Source organism: Synechococcus sp. PROS-U-1 (assembly GCF_014279755.1).
GTDB lineage: Bacteria > Cyanobacteriota > Cyanobacteriia > PCC-6307 > Cyanobiaceae > Parasynechococcus.
The window spans coordinates 1,348,638-1,365,357 of the sequence record NZ_CP047951.1 but is presented as its reverse complement, the minus strand read 5'-3'; the positions used below and the strand labels follow the sequence as shown (position 1 = coordinate 1,365,357).

Sequence of the window (16,720 nt, the reverse complement as noted above, 5' to 3'; positions counted from 1 at the left end):
GAGTTAGTCGGATTTCTGAGGCCTTGATCAAAGGCTTCTCAGGGCAACAATCGGATCGAGCTTGGCGGCTCGTCGGGCGGGTACGACACCGAAGAACAGTCCGATGGATCCTGAGAGCCCAACGGTGACAACCACAGTCGTCGCACCAATTGCTGCTGGGAGGGGTGTGAATGCAGCCACGAGGCTCACTGTTCCCAGGCCAACCAAGGTGCCGATGGCACCGCCCAGGCTGGCGAGGACTAGTGACTCCACCAGAAACTGCTGGAGCACATCGCTGCTGCGGGCCCCCAAAGCCTTGCGCAGGCCGATCTCTTCGGTTCGTTCGCTCACGGAGACCAGCATGATGTTCATGATCCCGATGCCGCCCACCAGCAGGGAGATTCCCCCGATGGCCGCGAGCATCAGGGTGAGTCCTCCGGTGATGGTGCCGACGATGGTGAGGGCATCCTTCTGGGATCGCACCGCGAAATCGTCATCCCGAAGAATCCGGTGACGCTGCCGCAGCAGGTTGGTGATCTGAAATTTCGCTGCGCTGGTGCTTTGTTCATCTCTGGCTTCAACACTGATGAAGGTGAGGCTGACGCCGTAAATCGGATCCCGACCGGTGATCCGGCTCACCATCGTTGAAAGCGGGATGTAGGCATTCTCATCCTGGTTGCTGCCGAACACGGCTCCTTTTGGGGCCATGACACCGATGACCTTGAAGGCCTGATTGCCGATCCGAACCTGCTGACCGATGGCAGCACCGGTTGGAAATAGTTTTGTGCGCAGATCCGAGCCGAGAACGGCCACGGCCCTTGCGCTCGATTCGTCCTGGTTGCTGATGAAACGACCCTTGGCCACCTCAAAGCTGCGAACCGGCACGAATTCCGGTGTGACGCCGTAGATCGAACTTGTGGCACTGCGTGCCCCAGCCTGAACCACCTGGTTGCTGTTGATTTGGGGAGCCACCCGCTTGACGCTGGGGACCTGTTCCGCAATGGCTTTTGCGTCTTCAATAACAAGGGTCTTCGGACGGGTTATTCCCTGTCGACGGGTGTTGTTGTTCCCCGGAACCACAAACAGAACATTGGCTCCAAGGTTGGTCAGCTGCTCCTCAGCAAGCCCCTGTGCTCCTCGGCCCACCCCAACCAGGGTGATCACCGAAGCGTTGCCGATCACGATGCCCACCATCGTGAGCAGGCTGCGAAGACGATTGCTCCGCAGGGTGGTGAGGGCCATCCGCACCGTTTCCGTGGCGGGCATGCGCCGATTCATGGTCTGCCGTCGTTTAGAGCAGTGTCGCTTCAGCTTCGTTGCTGACGATGCTCACCTTGACCAGATCCGTGGATCCGGATACGCCTGCATGGGTCCCAGCTGACTGAACCACGAGATCGCCCTCTTTGAGCAGATTCAGCTCTCTGGCCTTGACCATGGCCGCATGGAACGTCTGCGTGGTGCGTTCCCCCTGGGGAATCACCAGAGGGGTCACTCCCCAGACCAGTTGAAGGCGACAGGCAACGGTGCGATCAGGAGTCACGGCCAGGATTGGTGCCGCCGGACGAAACTTGCTGACGTTGCGTGCTGTCGCCCCACTTTTGGTGAGTGGAACGATGGCTGAAGCATTGAGCTGGCTTGCGATCGTGCTGACCGCACCACTCAGCGCGTTGGGGATGGTGCTGGGCAGGTGGCTGTCGATGGATCGTTGGGGATAGTCCTTTTCAATCCGTTGCGCGATGGTCGCCATGGTCTGGACGGCCTCCACGGGGAAATCACCCACCGCGGTTTCGTTGGACAGCATCACAGCGTCGGTCCCGTCAAGAATGGCGTTGGCCACATCGCTGACTTCGGCACGGGTCGGCCGTGGGCTGGAGGCCATCGAATCCAGCATCTGAGTGGCAGTGATGATGGGAATGCCCAGGCTGTTCGCTTTGCGGATCAGCTCCTTCTGCAACAACGGCACTTCCTCGGCCGGCATCTCCACGCCCAGATCGCCACGAGCCACCATCACACCGTCACACAGCGGAAGGATGGAATCGATCTGATCGATGGCCTCAAACTTTTCAATCTTGGCCACCACAGGGGTTTCATGGCCTTGTTCACGGATCAACCCGCGGATCTCCTCCATGTCGGAGGGGTTGCGAACAAAGCTGAGGGCGACCCAGTCCACTCCTTGACTGAGCCCAAAGGCCAGGTCGGTCTTGTCTTTGTCCGTTAAGGCACGGACGGAGAGCTGAACATCCGGGAAGTTGACGCCCTTGTTGTTCGAGAGAACACCGCCCACAGTGACGGTGCAATGCAGGGTCTGCTGCGCTTGGTCGACGGCATCAACCTTCATCTCCACACGGCCGTCATCGAGAAGGATCCGGCTTCCAGCTGTGACCTCGTCGGCCAGCTTGTCGTAGGTCACCGTTGCGATTGTCTTGTCACAGCTCACTGGCCTTGACGTGAGCGTGAACGGATCTCCATTGGCCAGGGTGATCGGACCCTCGGCGAATCGCCCTAACCGAATTTTCGGACCCTGAAGATCCTGAAGGATGCCGATGGTCTGCCCTAGTTCTTCAGACACCTGACGAATCGTGGCGATACGTGCCGCGTGTTCGCTGTGGTCCCCGTGGGAGAAGTTCAGCCTGAAAGTGGTCGCGCCAGCCCGTACCAGCTCCTTAATTCTCTGCGGGCTCTCGGTTGCTGGTCCAATGGTGGCCACGATCTTGGTCCGTCTGTTCAGGTCGAACTGGCCCATATCGCGGCTGAAAATCCTTGCGGAAACTACCATCCGGGCGTTTCCTAACCAGCCCAATGGAGATGAATTCCTATCAGTACGCCGCTCGAAAGACGGCTGCCTACCCGGATGTGGGCTGCAATCCGATCTATCCGACCCTTGGTTTGACCGGTGAAGCAGGCGAGGTGGCCGACAAGGTCAAGAAGGTGATTCGCGATCGTCAGGGGGTCTTTGATCAGGAGACGTGCGAAGCAATCAAGCTCGAACTGGGTGATGTGCTTTGGTATGTCGCCCAACTGGCGAGCGAACTGGGTTATGACCTGGAACAGGTGGCTGAAGCCAACCTCCAGAAACTGTCGAGCCGAGCCGCCCGTGGGCGCATTGGCGGCAGCGGTGACCAACGTTGACCTCCCCGATGCTTCGTCGTTTTCTTTCCTTTGTAATCAGCCTGCCTCTGCTGCTGGGACTGGCACTGCCTTGCGATGCCGCCGAGTTGCAACTCAGTGGCATTCGCCTGGATCCTTGCGGTGAACAGGACCCCGGCAATCAGCCAGATCTGAGCCGCCCGATGGGTGCCAGCTGCTACGTGCTCACGGGTGACGTTGAGAACAGCAGCCGGAACAGCGTTGTCGACACCGACGTTTACGCACGAATCCTGGACGCCAGTGGTGAACCTGTGCTTCCAAACAGAACCCGGGTGGGATCGATCGGCGACGTGAACCCCGGTCAATCCAAGTTTGCGTTGCGTATTTCGGTTCCTGCCGGAACGCCAGGACCGTTCGAGATTAAAAATGCCCGGGCGCGTGGTTTCAAGGCGCCAGTTCGAACCCGCGTCGATGCCGACGACGACGATCTGCTGCCGCTGGAACGGGCTATTCAGTGACTCAAAATACCTGGCTCATCGCCGCGAATTTAGCGCTGGAGCCCATCAGCAGGCTTTGCAAAAGGTTGAGGGTGATGAATGCAAGAAGTGCAGAGAGGTCGATGCCGCCGAGCGGGGGGATAACACCGCGAAAGATGTTCAGGTATGGATCGGTTATCGAGGCAACCCCACCCACGACGGGGTTGCCGGCCATGTTGGGGAACCAGCTGAGCAGAACACGAACGAACAGGACCAACAGGTAAATGTTCACTGCCGTGGCGAGTACTTCAAGCAGAACTGCAAGGCCACTTGTGAGAGCTGTTGTGTCCACGGAAGAAACGCTGACTTTCGAAAATTCTATGCAGCTTCGGCCGGTTGATCCGCTCCTACCCCGATATCAGGAAGCACGGAGAAGGTGCGATGGAATTTTTCGGTGAGGGTGATCCAGTAGGAACGGCCTTCACTCTGTCGACGGCGTTCAATGAACTCCTGGGCCAGCAGCTCCTTGATGTGGTCATAGGCACCCGATCCGCGCAGATCAACGAGATCCGATTGGAGGATCCTTTTCTTCAGAGCGATGGTGGCGAGGGTTCGCAACGTCGCTGTAGTGAGATTCACTGGCAGCAGGTCTTTCACCAGATCACCCATGCCTGGCCTTAGCTGCAGTCCGTAGCGACCGCTCTGCTCAACGATCTCCAGGGCACTGTCACGCTGGGCGTAGGAGGCGGTGAGAGCCACAAGAGCTTCCTCAACCGCTCGTCGATCGGAGTCGGCCAGCTCAGCCAGTTCCCCGACGCTGACGGGTCTGCCCTTGAGGTAAAGAATCGCCTCGAGCCGCGTGGCCAGGGATGGAGACGACATCACAACCCCTCAAGAGCACTCAAGTTACCGCCCTGAAACTCAGAGGAACAGGCCATAGGCCGGGTTGTTTGTTTCATCCCAGTGGCGATACCCGAGGGCATTCAGGAATCCAGTCCACCCCTCCATCTCCTGTTCCGGCACCAGAACTCCCACCACGATTCGTCCCACGTCGGCACCGTGGTTTCTGTAGTGGAAGATGCTGATGCTCCATCCGGGATGGAGTGCATCGACAAAGCTCATCAAGGCACCTGGGCGTTCGGGGAATTCGAAGCGATAGAGCAGTTCCCGGCATTCCCCGGCGCAGGCCGTCCGCGCTGAAGACGGCAGCCGGCCTCCCACCATGTGACGTAGGTGCACCTTGGCGAATTCGTTGTTGCTGAGATCGAGCGATGGAAAGCCTCCCTGCTCAAGTTGGCTCAGCAGTGATGACCGGTCGGCCTCATCCTTGACTTGCACACCGATGAAGATTTGCGCTGTGGCGCCATCGGTCATGCGGTAGCTGAATTCGGTGAGGCTGCGCTCCCGCAGAAGTTCACAGAGGCGCCTGAGGCTGCCGGGTGATTCGGGAATCTCCACGGCCAACATCGCTTCTCTCTCTTCACCGAGCTCAGCCCGTTCGGCGATGAAGCGCAGGCGGTCGAAATTCATGTTGGCCCCGCAGGCCACCGCCACGAGATTGCGCCCTGCCAGGTTGCGATCGGCCACGTCCTGCTTCAGCCCTGCAATCGCAAGTGCACCAGCTGGTTCAAGAATGGAGCGGGTGTCTTCAAAGACGTCCTTGATGGCGGCACAGATGGCATCGGTATCGACCCGAACCATCCGATCGACGAACTGCTGAGCCAGCTCAAAGGTGTGTTCGCCCACCTTTCTCACGGCGACGCCATCGGCAAACAGCCCCACCTGTTCCAGTTCCACTCGCTGTCCCTGTTCCAGGGAGCGGGTCAGGGCATCAGCATCGATCGGCTCCACACCAATCACCTCGGTCTCTGGCCAGAGCCGTTTGACGTAGGCAGCAATCCCTGCGATCAGGCCGCCTCCTCCGACAGCCACGTAGATGGCGTTTGGTGTCTGCTCGGCTTGGCGCATGATCTCCATCCCGATCGTCCCCTGACCCGCGATCACCTCCGGATCGTCAAAGGGGTGGATGAAGGTCAGGCCGTCGGCCTTGCAGCGTCGCTGGGCTTCCGCGGAACATTCGTCGTAGGTCTCGCCATGGAGCACCACGTCCCCTCCCAACGCGCGTACGGCGCGCACCTTCACCTCCGGGGTGGTGCTGGGCATCACAATCACCGCTCGACAGCCAAGTCGTAGGGCACTGAGCGCCACGCCCTGGGCATGGTTGCCCGCACTGGAGGCAATGACACCGCGTTTCAGTTCGTCTGAGCTGAGCTGCGCCATGCGGTTGTAAGCGCCACGCAGTTTGAAGGAGAACACCGGCTGGAGGTCCTCTCGCTTCAGCCAGACCGTGTTGTTCAGCCGGCGGCTCAGATTGGGGGCGTGATCCAGGGGAGTTTCACGCGCCACGTCATAAACGCGGGCGCGCAGGATCCGCTGCAGGTAGTCGGTCATCCCACCATTCTTCCAAGGGTTCGATCCAGGCACCCGCAGGGTTGGTTCCCGTAGATTGCTTGTATTGGAGTTGGCAGTGCATGCATCTCGGAGATCTCAAGCATCCGAATGAACTGCACGGACTCAGCCCGGCTCAACTCGAGGATGTGGCTCGGCAGATCCGTGAGCGGCACTTGCAGGTGGTGTCGACCAGTGGTGGCCACCTCGGCCCTGGCCTCGGAGTTGTGGAGCTCACGCTTGCTCTTTACCAAACGCTTGACCTTGACCACGACCGTGTCATCTGGGATGTCGGTCATCAGGCCTACCCGCACAAACTGATCACGGGGCGGTTCAACGACTTTGACTCCCTGCGCCAACAGCGTGGGGTGGCCGGCTACCTCAAGCGTTCGGAGAGTGGCTTCGATCACTTCGGAGCCGGTCACGCGAGCACCTCGATATCCGCTGCGCTGGGGATGGCGATGGCGCGGGACAACAAGGGTGAGTCGTACAAATGCGTTGCTGTCATCGGTGATGGTGCCCTGACAGGCGGCATGGCCCTGGAAGCCATCAATCACGCGGGGCACCTTCCCAATACTCCGCTCCTGGTGGTGCTGAACGACAACGACATGTCGATATCCCCACCGGTGGGAGCCCTATCGAGTGTTCTGAACCGTGCGCGGCTTAGCCCACCGATGCAGTTCATCTCGGGGAGTGTCGAAGAGAGTGTTCGTCACCTGCCGTTCATGGGTGGAGAGCTTCCGGCGGAGCTCAATCGTCTGAAGGGGAGCATGCGACGACTCGCTGTCCCCAAAGTCGGTGCCGTGTTCGAAGAACTCGGTTTCACCTACATGGGTCCGATCGACGGCCATGACATGGGTGAGATGGTGCGCACCTTCCAGGCGGCTCACCGTGAGGGTGGTCCTGTTCTGGTGCATGTGGTCACCAAAAAGGGCAAGGGCTATCCCTATGCCGAGGCCGATCAGGTCGGCTATCACGCGCAATCAGCCTTCGATCTCAATACGGGTAAGGCGATCCCCTCGTCCAAACCCAAGCCTCCCAGCTACAGCAAGGTCTTTGGTCAGACCCTCGTCAAGCTGTGCGAGCAAAACAGTCGCGTGGTGGGAATCACTGCGGCAATGGCCACCGGCACCGGCCTCGACCTGCTGCAGAAGGCCATTCCCGACCAGTACGTGGACGTCGGTATTGCCGAGCAGCATGCCGTCACCCTGGCAGCCGGCATGGCCTGCGAAGGGTTGCGTCCTGTTTGCGCGATCTACAGCACCTTCCTGCAGCGGGCCTACGACCAGTTGATCCATGACGTAGGAATCCAAAAACTACCGGTCACCTTCGTTCTGGATCGTGCTGGCATCGTTGGTGCCGATGGGCCGACGCACCAGGGTCAATACGACATCAGCTACATGCGTGCCATTCCCAATTTCACGGTGATGGCTCCGAAGGATGAGGCTGAGCTGCAGCAAATGCTGGTGACCTGCCTCAGTCACGACGGACCGACAGCCCTGCGCATTCCCCGGGGATCGGGTGAAGGAGTGCCCTTGATGGAAGAGGGTTGGGAATCCCTGCCGATCGGCCGTGGAGAACTGCTGCGGGAAGGTGACGACTTGATGATCGTTGCCTACGGCGCCATGGTGGCGCCGGCTCTTGCCACAGCGACCCTTCTTGAGGAAGCAGGTCTTTCGACCACGGTGATCAATGCCCGGTTCCTGCGGCCGCTGGACCAGGCCCTCATTCATCCTCTGGCTCGACGCATCCCCCGTGTGGTCACCATGGAGGAGGGAGCCCTTCCCGGAGGATTTGGGGCCGCCGTTCTCGAGTCGTTGAGCGATCAGGACATCACTGTCTCAATGCTGCGGATCGGCATTCCCGATCAGCTGGTCGATCACGCCACTCCTCAACAGAGCAAGGAAGCTCTTGGCCTAACTCCTGCACAGATGGCTGAACGCATCCTTGAGCGCTTCAGCAAGGCCGCTGGTGATCTGCCATCCAGCGCTTCGATCAAGGCTCTGCAAGCCTGAAGCGGAAGGATCTGTGTCGGTTCTAATCGTTGGTGCGGGGCCTTCCGGTGCTCGCCTGGCGATCCAACTGGCGCGCAGGGGTGCTGAGGTCACCCTGGTGGATCGCTTGATGGATCCGGATCGCAATGCCTATTCCAGCGCAGCTCTTCCTCTGGAGGCTGTTCTTCGGCTTGGCCTGCCGGATGAAATCATCGCCGCAACCTGGCAGGGCTGGCAGCTGCACGATCCTTCCGGTCTTGTGCATCAGTGGTGGTCTGACGACGATCTGGGGGTGGTGCTCGACTTCGGCAGGCTCCGTTCCTTTCTCTGGTCGGAAGCGCGTCGCCATGGTGTGGAGTTGATTCCTGGCTGTCGGGCAGTTCTGAAAAGCCTTAGCGCAGAGAACGCCACCGTGCAGCTGCAGACGCGCGATGGTGTGGAGTCGTTGCTCTCAGTCCGGTGGCTGATTGACGCCACGGGTGCTCGTCGCGATCTGCTTCAGCAGGCTGGTGTCAAGCCCAATCCAGCTGATCCGCTGCTGCAGGGGATCGGTGTCGAGTGGCTGCTTCAAGCCGATGATCGCCACGCCGCATCCTGGCGGGATCGGATCAGTTTTTTTCTGGGGACACCCTGGATCAGCCACGGATACGGCTGGATCTTCCCTATGCAAGGACAACGGCTGAAGGTGGGTGTCTGTCAGCTTCCTCCGCCCCATCGTCAGACCCCCGGCAGCCTGGCGCAGCCCCTGCAGCGGTTGATTCACCGCTGCGGCTTGTCCGACTGTCTCGTTCTGGATCGTCATGGTGGGCCTGTTTCCAGCTCGATCTCCCGATCTGAAGCGCTGGGTGTCGATGCGCTGTTGGCGGTTGGAGATGCGGCCAGTACAGCCAATCTTCTCGGTGGAGAGGGCATCCGCCATGCGATGGACAATGCCGATCAACTGGCCGATCTGTTGATCGCTGATGGGATGAGCGGCGACTCAGCAACCATTCCCCATCGCTACAGACAGTTACTTGATGCGCAGCGGAGCTGGCGATGGTCGGTGTCAGGCCGTCTGGCGCGGCGCACCTGGTGGGGGCTCAACAATTGCCGGGCTGATCAACGACTCGAACGTCTGATCAATGGACTTTCTTCCACAGCAAAAGCAAGTGCTCTCTCTGAGCTGCTGTTTGAGTACAGATTCGAGCGTTACGGCTTACGCCTGTTGCCCTATCTGCTTTGAGCGAAGTTGTTTCCGGGGAGGAGCCGTGGCTCCTTCCCGGAAAGGTGTTGCTTCAGAGCACACCGCGGGCTGCCAGGCCCTGGATCGCACCAATGCCGATGATGTGGCCAAGGCTGGTGGTTCCGAGCATGGCTGCATGTCCCATTCCACCGAAGAAGGTGGAGTTGGGAAGTGCAGCGCCTTCGTTGGGGTGCTTAATCGTGGCCTTGCCGACCATGATGGCAACCACATTGCAGAGGATCATCACCAAGGCGACCTTGGGAGACCAGGACACTGTGGCGGGAGCGATCGCGAAAAGGTGGGTCAGCATTCGAGCCTATGAGCGACAGCTCATTTTCCGGCCCTGCCGACGTCTTGCCTGCGTCTCTTAAGAGTTGTTCACCCTTTCTTGGTTGTCGGCAGCAGCAGTCCGATCACAAGAACGGTGTTGCCGAGCGTTAAGAAGGCTTCTGCGCCCCCGTGCAACCAGTCGATTTCTACCAGTTCCGCTGAGCAGCAACGCAGAGCTGCGATGGCGGCTGCAATTGTGACGGCAACGAACAGCAGTGTGAGTTGAAAGCCGCGTTCCGCCAGCAGCGGAAGGGCCTCACTTCTGCGGAGCCAGAAGAGAAAAAACAGATAAGGGATCAGCGAGACCGCAAATAGGGGAGCGGGATCAAAGCTCATTGACCACTCCGTCCTCCACCCGGCGTCGTTGGAGCTGCCACGCCGCAAAAGCCAGGGTGCTGTTCCCGATCACGGTGAACAGGGCCTGAAGGGTGACCAGACCACGCAGCGCTTCGCTGTTGTCAAAGAGATGCCAGGTGCAGGCGGCCATCGCGCTGACGAGGGCCGGAAGCATGGCCCAAGCCATGCCGGGCAGCCCGCGCCGATGCATCAACACGATCGCCACACACCACTCGATCACGGAGGCGACGTGGATCCACCAGGTTCCGAGCGACAACGCGTGCATGCCGTGAATCCTAGGAATCGGTTGATAATGCCTGGAGTGAACAGGCTGCCGCCCGTGGTCCGCCCCGCTGCACCTGTCCTGCTGCTTTGCGGCTATTACGGAGAGCACAATCTTGGCGATGACGCACTGCTTCAGGTGCTGGTGTCGTCACTTCCCCAGCCGCAGCAGCTGCTGATTACCGCCCGCGATCCGGCACCCGTTCTGGCTTTGGCTCCGTCGGCGCAGACGGTGAAGCGACGTTCCTTGCTGCTCTGTCTTCGTGCGGCCTTGCGGGCGGATATGCTGGTGCTTGGTGGCGGGAGCCTGCTGCAGGACAGCACCAGCTTCAGCAGCCTTGTCTATTACCTCCTGCTGATGGCGGTTGCCCGCTTTGGTGGAGCTGAGGTGGTGCTCTGGGGTCAGGGCCTTGGACCCTTGCAGCGTCCGATCAGTCGGGTGTTGGTCCGCACCGTTTTGCCTTTCTGCAAGGCAGCGAGTTGGAGGGATCAGCGCTCCTTTGATCTGGCCCGGCACTGGGCCCCAAAGCTGTCGATGGTGGTGGCTGCAGATCCGGTCTGGCAGATGCCGGCGCACCCCTGGATCGGTGGCGACGCCATTGTGTTGAGCTGGCGTCCGACACCACTGCTGGATCGCTCGGGCTGGCGTCGGTTGACGGCGGCTTTGGATCTGCTCAGTGCCGAGTTGGAGGCTCCGGTGATCTGGCTGGCGTTCCATGAACATCAGGACGCACCATTGCTGCAGCACCTGAGCGAAGAAGGTCTGCTGCCGGAGCGGTTGAAAGCGCGTAGCTCAACCCTGGTGCCGCACTCTCTGGAGGCCGTTTGCGAGCTGGTGCAGCGGGCGCGCCTGGTGCTGCCGATGCGATTGCACGCTTTGATTCTGGCCCGTCTGGCCAACTGTCCGATGGCTGCTCTCAGCTACGACCCGAAGGTGGAGGCCGCCGCAGCCATGGCCTCGGTGCCATGCATCCACTTGACGGCTCTTCCGTCTGTGGATGGCTTGCTGAACCTATGGCGGGCCGAAGTCGATCGCCCAGCGGATCCCGATCAGACCGAACAATTGCGACGCCAGGCATCAGCGCACACCGATCTGCTCAATCGGATGGAAGCCGACGTCCGGTGAGCGCATCGAAGCGGTGCTCGCAAGCGGCGGGCCAACTGATCCGCGGTTCAGCGTCCATCGCCGTTTCACCGGAGCAGACCAGCCGCAGGTCGCCGCGATCGCAGCGCACCAGCAACATCTGATTGGCGCCGAACCATTCACGGCTGAGGATCGTGCAAGGCGAGCCATCGGGATCGAGCCGTAGGTCGTCCGGTCGGATGCCCGTGATCACTCCGCTCTGGGGTGGCAGAAGATTCATCTGCGGGCGGCCAATGAACTGGGCGACGTAGGTGCTGGCGGGTTGCAAGTAAAGCTCGCGGGGCGTTCCGATCTGTTCGATGCTTCCTTGGCGCATCACAGCAATGCGATCAGCCAATGCCATCGCTTCCTGCTGGTCATGGGTCACGTAGACCACGGGCTGATCACCGCCGATGATCAGCCGACGCAATTGAGGCCGTAGGTCTTCACGCAATTGCGCATCCAGATTGCTCATCGGCTCATCCAGCAGATACACCAGGGGATCTCTCAGCAGAGCTCGCGCCAGGGCGACACGCTGGCGCTGGCCGCCGGAGAGATGTGAGGGCTTTTGCTGTGCCTGCTCACTGAGCTGCAGCACCTCCAGAACGTTGCGGATCCGCTCCTGGCGAGCGCTGGGGGTGCCGCCACGCATCCGCAGGCCCAGTTCGAGGTTGTCCCACACATTCAGATGCGGGAACAGGGCATAGCTTTGAAACACCATCCCCACCCGGCGCCGTTCGGCGGGCACGTCAACCATCTCGGCACCGTTGATGCGAATGGAACCTTGATCGGGATGGTCGAGGCCGGCGATCAGACGCAAGGCTGTGCTTTTGCCACAGCCACTGGCCCCCAGCAGAGCGACGCATTCGCCCTTCGCCACATTGAGGTCGAGCTTGTTGAGAACTTGGCGTTCGCCGAAGGTCTTGCTGATGGCCTGCAGTTCCAGAGTCATCCTTTGATCGCTCCGTTGGTGAGTCCACTGACGATTTGCCGCTGAAACAACAGCACGAGTACCAACAGCGGAATGGCGCCGAGCACAGTGGCTGCTGCGTAGGTGCCGTAGGGAATCGAATAGGTGGATGATCCCGCAATACGGGCCATCGCCACGGGCAGTGTGAGCAGATCGCTGCGGCTCAGCCAGGTCAGGGCAACGGGATATTCGTTCCAGGCGAACAGGAAGACCAGGATTGCTGTGCTGGCGGAGGCCGGTGCAATCAAGGGAAGCAGCACCCAGCGCAGCCGCTGCCACATCGATAGGCCCTCCAGTTTCGCCGCGTCTTCGAGATCGTTGGGTAGGGCTTCAAAAGCTGCAGTGAGCAGCAAGAGGGCCAGGGGCATTGAGAGCGCGCTGTAGGGAATGGAAATCGCGATGAGGTTGTTGCCCAGTGAGAACGTGCGGGCCAGTTCCAGCAGCGCTAGGAACAGAAGCACGTAGGGGAACAGGGCGGCTCCGACCACCGCGGTCCGCAGACTTCCCTTCCATCGATTGGGGAGTTTGGCTAGTCCATAGGCCGCTGGAACAGCCAGCACCAAGGTGAGCAGAGTGGTGATGGAGGCCACCAGGCTGCTGTTGAACAAGTACCGCCAAAATGGCGGATCGGTGCCCAGCAGATCTCTGTAGTTGTTGAGGGTCCAGCGGTTCCAGAAACTCAGTTGGTCACTGACCAGGGCATCAGCGGTGGTGAATGAACTCACCAATTGCCACAGCATCGGGCCGAGGGACCAGACCAGCAGCAGGGCAATCCAGAAGGGACGTCGCGACATCGATCCACGCTTCATTGATTCATGGGCCTCAACACACCGAGGGTCTTCAGCACCAGGGCCCCCGCGACGATGAGCACGGTGAGCAGCAGGAAGCCCGCCAGCATCACCGTGGCGCTGTAGCCGAAATCAAGGAAGCGCATGCCGTTGAGATAGGCATAGAGGGCGATGCTTTCCGTGCTCCCGGCTGGACCACCACCGGTCAGTACCTGCACCAGGTCGAACACCCCGAAGGCCTGGGCCAAGCGGAACAAAAGGCTGAGCAGGATGTAGGGCAGCAGCAGCGGCAAAGTGACCCGGCGCAAGGCTTGGAGCGGGGTTCCACCTTCCAGGCGAAAGGCGCTGTAAAGGTCGTCGGGAATGCTCTGGAGCCCCGCCAGAAGGATCAACGTGATGAAGGGCGTTGTTTTCCAGACATCCGCAAAGACGGTCACCAGCCAGGTGATCGATGGGGTGGACAACAAATCCAGGGAGTTGAGACCAAGGCGTCCCGCCAGCACCTCGATGGGTCCGTAGGGAGTGTTGAAGATCCAGCGCCAGCCCAAGGCCATCATCGTTGTGGGCAGAGCCCAAGGAAGCAGGGTCAGGGCACGAACGGCGCCTCGGCCGCGCCAGCGCTGATGCAGCAGGAGTGCAATAGCCAGGGCCAACAGCAACTCCAGTCCCACGGAGATCAGGGCGAATCGCGCGGTCTGAAAGGCATCCAGCCAGAACCGCTGATCAACCACCAGCCGCATCCAGTTAGCTCCGCCATTGGCCACCGGTTCAAGGCCAGTGAGGACGGAATCAGCGTGAAAGCTCAGCCACGAGTATCGCAGCATCGGCCAGCCGAAGACAACGGCGATCAGCAGTAGTGCTGGAACTGCAAGAAACACCGTCATGGCGTGGCCCCCGCGGCACGAAGCAGGGTCTGGCTTCGCTGCTGACTGGTCGCCATGGCCTCATCGGGGGATCCGGCATCGGTGAACAGTCCGTTGAGTTCCCGCTGCAACACATCGCTGAGCTGTGCATAGAGGGGTGTCGGCGGGCGAACCACCGCATGGTTCAACGCCACCAACAGCTCCGGCAGCACAGGAGAACTCTTCAGCATCTCCGGGTCGCTGAACAACTTCTCCTGGGTGGGGGAGTAGCCATTGTTGAGAAAGCGTGCCCGCTGGGAGGCTTCGCTGGTGAGGTAGCGAATCGCTTCCACCGCCGCCTCCTGATGCGGCGACTGATGCATCAGGCTCAACCCCCAGCTGCCCAGGGTCGCGCCGGGGCGTTCACCCGGTTGCGCCACCATTAGGCTGATGCCCACATTGCCTTTCACATTGCTGTCGTCCTTCTGCAGTTCAGCCCAGGCGTAGGGCCAGTTGCGCATCAGGGCTGCATCGCCGGCTTTAAAGGCCTGAAGCGACTCCGATTCGGCGTAATTGGTAACGGCATAGGGGCTGACCCCTTCGCTGATCAAATCGTTCAACCAGGTCGCCGCGGCCGTTGCCGCAGGGGTGTCAAGCTCCATGGCATTGGTGGTGGTGTCCATCCAGCTGCCGCCGAAACCCTGGAGGACCTCAAGAAAGTCGCAACTCAGCCCTTCGTACTGACGACCCTGCCAGACAAAACCATTGGAAATGGCGTTGGACTGAACAAGGTTTGCTGCAACGGACACCAACTCATTCGGCGTTTTCGGTGGTTGATCCATCAGATCCGTTCGCCAATAGAGCAGTCCCACATCGGCGACCAACGGCCAGCGATAGAGGTGACCGTCGTAGTCATTGCCCAGCCGAGCACCCTGTACCAGCAGCTCTTGGTCGGCTTGATCAAACCAGGGATCCAGGGGTTCCAGCCAGCCCGCGGCCGCATATTTCGGCAACCAGGTGACATCCATCAGCAGCGCGTCGAAGGGTGCATCACCGAGCAGAAGGCTGCTGATTGCAAGATCTGAAATCGATTCCGTGTTCAACGGACCTCGGATCAACTTCAGATGTATCCGGCCGCGATGCTCGCGGTTGAAGGCCTTCACCAGATCAGCACTGGCATCGGTGAAGGACGAGGGCATGAGGATGCTCACCTCCTCCGCTCGAAAGGAGGCTGATCCAACCAGCGCTCCCAGGGCTATCACCAGTGCCAAGGCGCCGCCTGCGAGCCAGCGTCTCAGCTTCATTGCGGGGGCGAGGCCGACAGACCAGAGATCTGTTCATCCGCCCAGTCGCTAACCGTGTAGCTCTCCACGGCATCGGTCATGCGGCTCATTCGGTCGCGTTGTTCGTCTTCATCCATTTCCAGTGCCGATTCAATGGCCTCATCCATGCGGCGATTTGAATACGGGTTGGTGAGCACGGCGCCATCGAGCACAACCGAGGCTCCGGTGAATTCGGAGAGCACAAGAACCCCGCCACGGTTGCGTCGAGCAGCGGCATATTCCTTGGCCACCAGATTCAGGCCATCCCGCAGGGGTGTGATCCAGCAGACATCCGCATGACAGAACCAGGCGATCATTTCGTCGTAGGGGATCCGGCGGGTGGAAAAGCGGATGGGGACCCAATCGATCTGGCTGAAACGGCCGTTGATTCGCCCCGCCATTTCCTCGATCGAGCGTTGGGTGTCTTCGTAGATCTTCATTCCACTGGCAGCGGCCACACAGGCCAGCATCAGCACCACCTGCCCATGCAGATCCTTGCGTCGTTCCAAGAGACGTTCAAAGGCCAGCAGCAACTCTTCGTTCCCCTTGGTGTAATCCACCCGACTCGCAGAGAGGATCAGCTTTCGGCCTTTTTTGGTGTCTTGAACGATCAATTCGCCATGGCTTTCAACCGACGGGCTCCAGCACAATTCCTGGATCAGATCCGGTGAGGTGCCCACCGGAGAGCTGAGGAGCTGAATGGTGCGGCCGTTGTGCTCGAGGTGACTGGTCACCGTGCCCTCCGACAGGGCGGTGCCTACTTCAATGAATTTCTTGTCCACCGGGACTTTGGGTCCACGTTTGGCGCCCACCAGGGTGATGGCGGCACGGGCAAAGTTTTCTGTGTAGCGGGGAATGTGGAAGCCGACGACATCACAACAGAGCAGACTTTCCAGAATCTGCTCACGCCAGGGAAGGATGGCAAAAACATCATTTCCTGGAAACGGAGTGTGATGGAAGAAGGCAATCTTCAGGTCGGGACGTTCCTCTCGGATGTATCCCGGAGCCAACCAAAGATTGTAGTCGTGCACCCAAACTGTTGCTCCTTCAGCAGCTTCCGCGCAGGCCGCCATGGCAAAGCGCTTGTTGACCTCTTCGAAGATCTTCCAGTTCGCATTATTGACATTGAAGTAGGTTGGGAAAGTATGAAGAATCGGCCAGAAGCATTCCTTTGATGTGATGTGATAAAAACTGGAAATCTGTTCATCTTCCAGAGGAATCCTGCACAGAGTGAACGGCGAAGGGTTGTCCATTTCAAACCGTTCTGTGCCCTCATTCGACTGATCGTCGACGCGTCTCCAAGCAATCCAGGTTCCCTTTTCGCAGCTGCGAAAGAGATTGCGAAGTGTCGGAATAATTCCGTTAGGGCTTTTCTGATCGACCCATATTCTTTTTCCGTTCTTGTCTTTTGATTCGTCGAACGGCGTGCGGTGGTAGAGGATTACAAACGAACTCTGACCAGCACCCATTTATTCGAACAACGCTTCGTTTGTTCCACCATTCAGCAAAAGGCCTTTTTTG

Annotated in this window: 18 protein-coding genes; 5 read left to right on the top strand and 13 right to left on the bottom strand. The window is 59.8% G+C overall.

Annotated features, from left to right (window positions below; all coding sequences use genetic code 11):
* Positions 1 to 27: 27 nt before the first annotated feature.
* A complete protein-coding gene (locus SynPROSU1_RS07410; protein WP_186569956.1) occupies positions 28 to 1,257 on the bottom strand; it encodes an ABC transporter permease in 1,230 nt (409 codons plus the stop codon).
* Positions 1,258 to 1,270: 13 nt separating this feature from the next.
* Positions 1,271 to 2,722 (bottom strand): pyruvate kinase, encoded by a 1,452-nt coding sequence (pyk, locus tag SynPROSU1_RS07405; protein ID WP_186572294.1) that lies wholly within the window; start codon positions 2,720 to 2,722, stop codon positions 1,271 to 1,273.
* A 56-nt stretch (positions 2,723 to 2,778) separates the two neighbouring features.
* On the opposite strand from pyk, the gene SynPROSU1_RS07400 reads away from it, so the two are divergent.
* Both SynPROSU1_RS07400 and SynPROSU1_RS07395 read left to right on the top strand, forming a co-directional pair.
* Positions 2,779 to 3,108 carry a nucleoside triphosphate pyrophosphohydrolase family protein gene (locus tag SynPROSU1_RS07400; protein ID WP_186569955.1) on the top strand — a complete coding sequence of 110 codons (330 nt, stop codon included), beginning with the start codon at positions 2,779 to 2,781 and terminating at the stop codon, positions 3,106 to 3,108.
* 8 nt (positions 3,109 to 3,116) lie between these two features.
* Entirely contained in the window at positions 3,117 to 3,584 is a 468-nt protein-coding gene (locus SynPROSU1_RS07395) for a hypothetical protein (RefSeq protein ID WP_186569954.1), read from the top strand.
* A gap of 1 nt (position 3,585) precedes the next feature.
* Here SynPROSU1_RS07395 and SynPROSU1_RS07390 read toward each other — a convergent pair whose 3' ends face one another.
* The 3 genes from SynPROSU1_RS07390 to ilvA are packed head-to-tail and all read right to left on the bottom strand — an operon-like array spanning position 3,586 to position 5,993.
* Positions 3,586 to 3,894, bottom strand: coding sequence for a YggT family protein (locus SynPROSU1_RS07390; RefSeq protein ID WP_186569953.1), 309 nt, complete (start codon positions 3,892 to 3,894; stop codon positions 3,586 to 3,588).
* Positions 3,895 to 3,920: 26 nt separating this feature from the next.
* Positions 3,921 to 4,424 (bottom strand): SMC-Scp complex subunit ScpB, encoded by a 504-nt coding sequence (gene scpB, locus SynPROSU1_RS07385; RefSeq protein ID WP_186569952.1) that lies wholly within the window; start codon positions 4,422 to 4,424, stop codon positions 3,921 to 3,923.
* A gap of 39 nt (positions 4,425 to 4,463) precedes the next feature.
* The gene (gene ilvA / locus SynPROSU1_RS07380) at positions 4,464 to 5,993 is read right to left on the bottom strand and encodes a threonine ammonia-lyase, biosynthetic (RefSeq protein WP_186569951.1); all 1,530 of its coding nucleotides are present in this window, start codon (positions 5,991 to 5,993) and stop codon (positions 4,464 to 4,466) included.
* Positions 5,994 to 6,073: 80 nt separating this feature from the next.
* Between ilvA and dxs the strand changes: the two genes are divergently transcribed.
* Complete coding sequence (gene dxs, locus SynPROSU1_RS07375; RefSeq protein ID WP_186569950.1) at positions 6,074 to 8,005, top strand: 1-deoxy-D-xylulose-5-phosphate synthase; 1,932 nt, start codon at positions 6,074 to 6,076, stop codon at positions 8,003 to 8,005.
* 13 nt (positions 8,006 to 8,018) lie between these two features.
* Positions 8,019 to 9,206, top strand: coding sequence for an NAD(P)/FAD-dependent oxidoreductase (locus SynPROSU1_RS07370; RefSeq protein ID WP_186572293.1), 1,188 nt, complete (start codon positions 8,019 to 8,021; stop codon positions 9,204 to 9,206).
* A gap of 52 nt (positions 9,207 to 9,258) precedes the next feature.
* Here the strand turns inward: SynPROSU1_RS07370 and psaK are convergent, their stop codons facing one another.
* The 3 genes from psaK to SynPROSU1_RS07355 form a co-directional block, all read right to left on the bottom strand.
* Positions 9,259 to 9,516, bottom strand: coding sequence for a photosystem I reaction center subunit PsaK (gene psaK / locus SynPROSU1_RS07365; protein WP_115022027.1), 258 nt, complete (start codon positions 9,514 to 9,516; stop codon positions 9,259 to 9,261).
* A 68-nt stretch (positions 9,517 to 9,584) separates the two neighbouring features.
* A complete protein-coding gene (locus tag SynPROSU1_RS07360; protein WP_186569949.1) occupies positions 9,585 to 9,872 on the bottom strand; it encodes a DUF3593 domain-containing protein in 288 nt (95 codons plus the stop codon).
* Positions 9,862 to 10,158: a DUF2499 domain-containing protein gene (locus tag SynPROSU1_RS07355; RefSeq protein ID WP_186569948.1), complete on the bottom strand. Its 297-nt coding sequence runs from the start codon at positions 10,156 to 10,158 to the stop codon at positions 9,862 to 9,864. The genes SynPROSU1_RS07360 and SynPROSU1_RS07355 overlap by 11 nt, the downstream gene beginning before the upstream one ends.
* Positions 10,159 to 10,212: 54 nt before the next feature.
* Between SynPROSU1_RS07355 and csaB the strand changes: the two genes are divergently transcribed.
* Positions 10,213 to 11,280: a polysaccharide pyruvyl transferase CsaB gene (gene csaB, locus SynPROSU1_RS07350; RefSeq protein WP_186569947.1), complete on the top strand. Its 1,068-nt coding sequence runs from the start codon at positions 10,213 to 10,215 to the stop codon at positions 11,278 to 11,280.
* Here the strand turns inward: csaB and SynPROSU1_RS07345 are convergent.
* The 5 genes from SynPROSU1_RS07345 to ggpS are packed head-to-tail and all read right to left on the bottom strand — an operon-like array spanning position 11,252 to position 16,668.
* Complete coding sequence (locus tag SynPROSU1_RS07345) at positions 11,252 to 12,229, bottom strand: ABC transporter ATP-binding protein (RefSeq protein ID WP_186569946.1); 978 nt, start codon at positions 12,227 to 12,229, stop codon at positions 11,252 to 11,254. The genes csaB and SynPROSU1_RS07345 overlap by 29 nt on opposite strands.
* On the bottom strand, positions 12,226 to 13,041 hold the full coding sequence (locus tag SynPROSU1_RS07340) for a carbohydrate ABC transporter permease (protein ID WP_186569945.1): 816 nt from the start codon (positions 13,039 to 13,041) through the stop codon (positions 12,226 to 12,228). Before SynPROSU1_RS07340 ends, SynPROSU1_RS07345 begins: the two co-directional genes overlap by 4 nt.
* Before the next feature lie 11 nt (positions 13,042 to 13,052).
* The gene (locus SynPROSU1_RS07335; protein ID WP_186569944.1) at positions 13,053 to 13,919 is read right to left on the bottom strand and encodes a carbohydrate ABC transporter permease; all 867 of its coding nucleotides are present in this window, start codon (positions 13,917 to 13,919) and stop codon (positions 13,053 to 13,055) included.
* Positions 13,916 to 15,181 carry an ABC transporter substrate-binding protein gene (locus tag SynPROSU1_RS07330; protein ID WP_186569943.1) on the bottom strand — a complete coding sequence of 422 codons (1,266 nt, stop codon included), beginning with the start codon at positions 15,179 to 15,181 and terminating at the stop codon, positions 13,916 to 13,918. Before SynPROSU1_RS07330 ends, SynPROSU1_RS07335 begins: the two co-directional genes overlap by 4 nt.
* Positions 15,178 to 16,668, bottom strand: coding sequence for a glucosylglycerol-phosphate synthase (ggpS, locus tag SynPROSU1_RS07325; protein WP_186569942.1), 1,491 nt, complete (start codon positions 16,666 to 16,668; stop codon positions 15,178 to 15,180). Before ggpS ends, SynPROSU1_RS07330 begins: the two co-directional genes overlap by 4 nt.
* Positions 16,669 to 16,720: the final 52 nt, after the last annotated feature.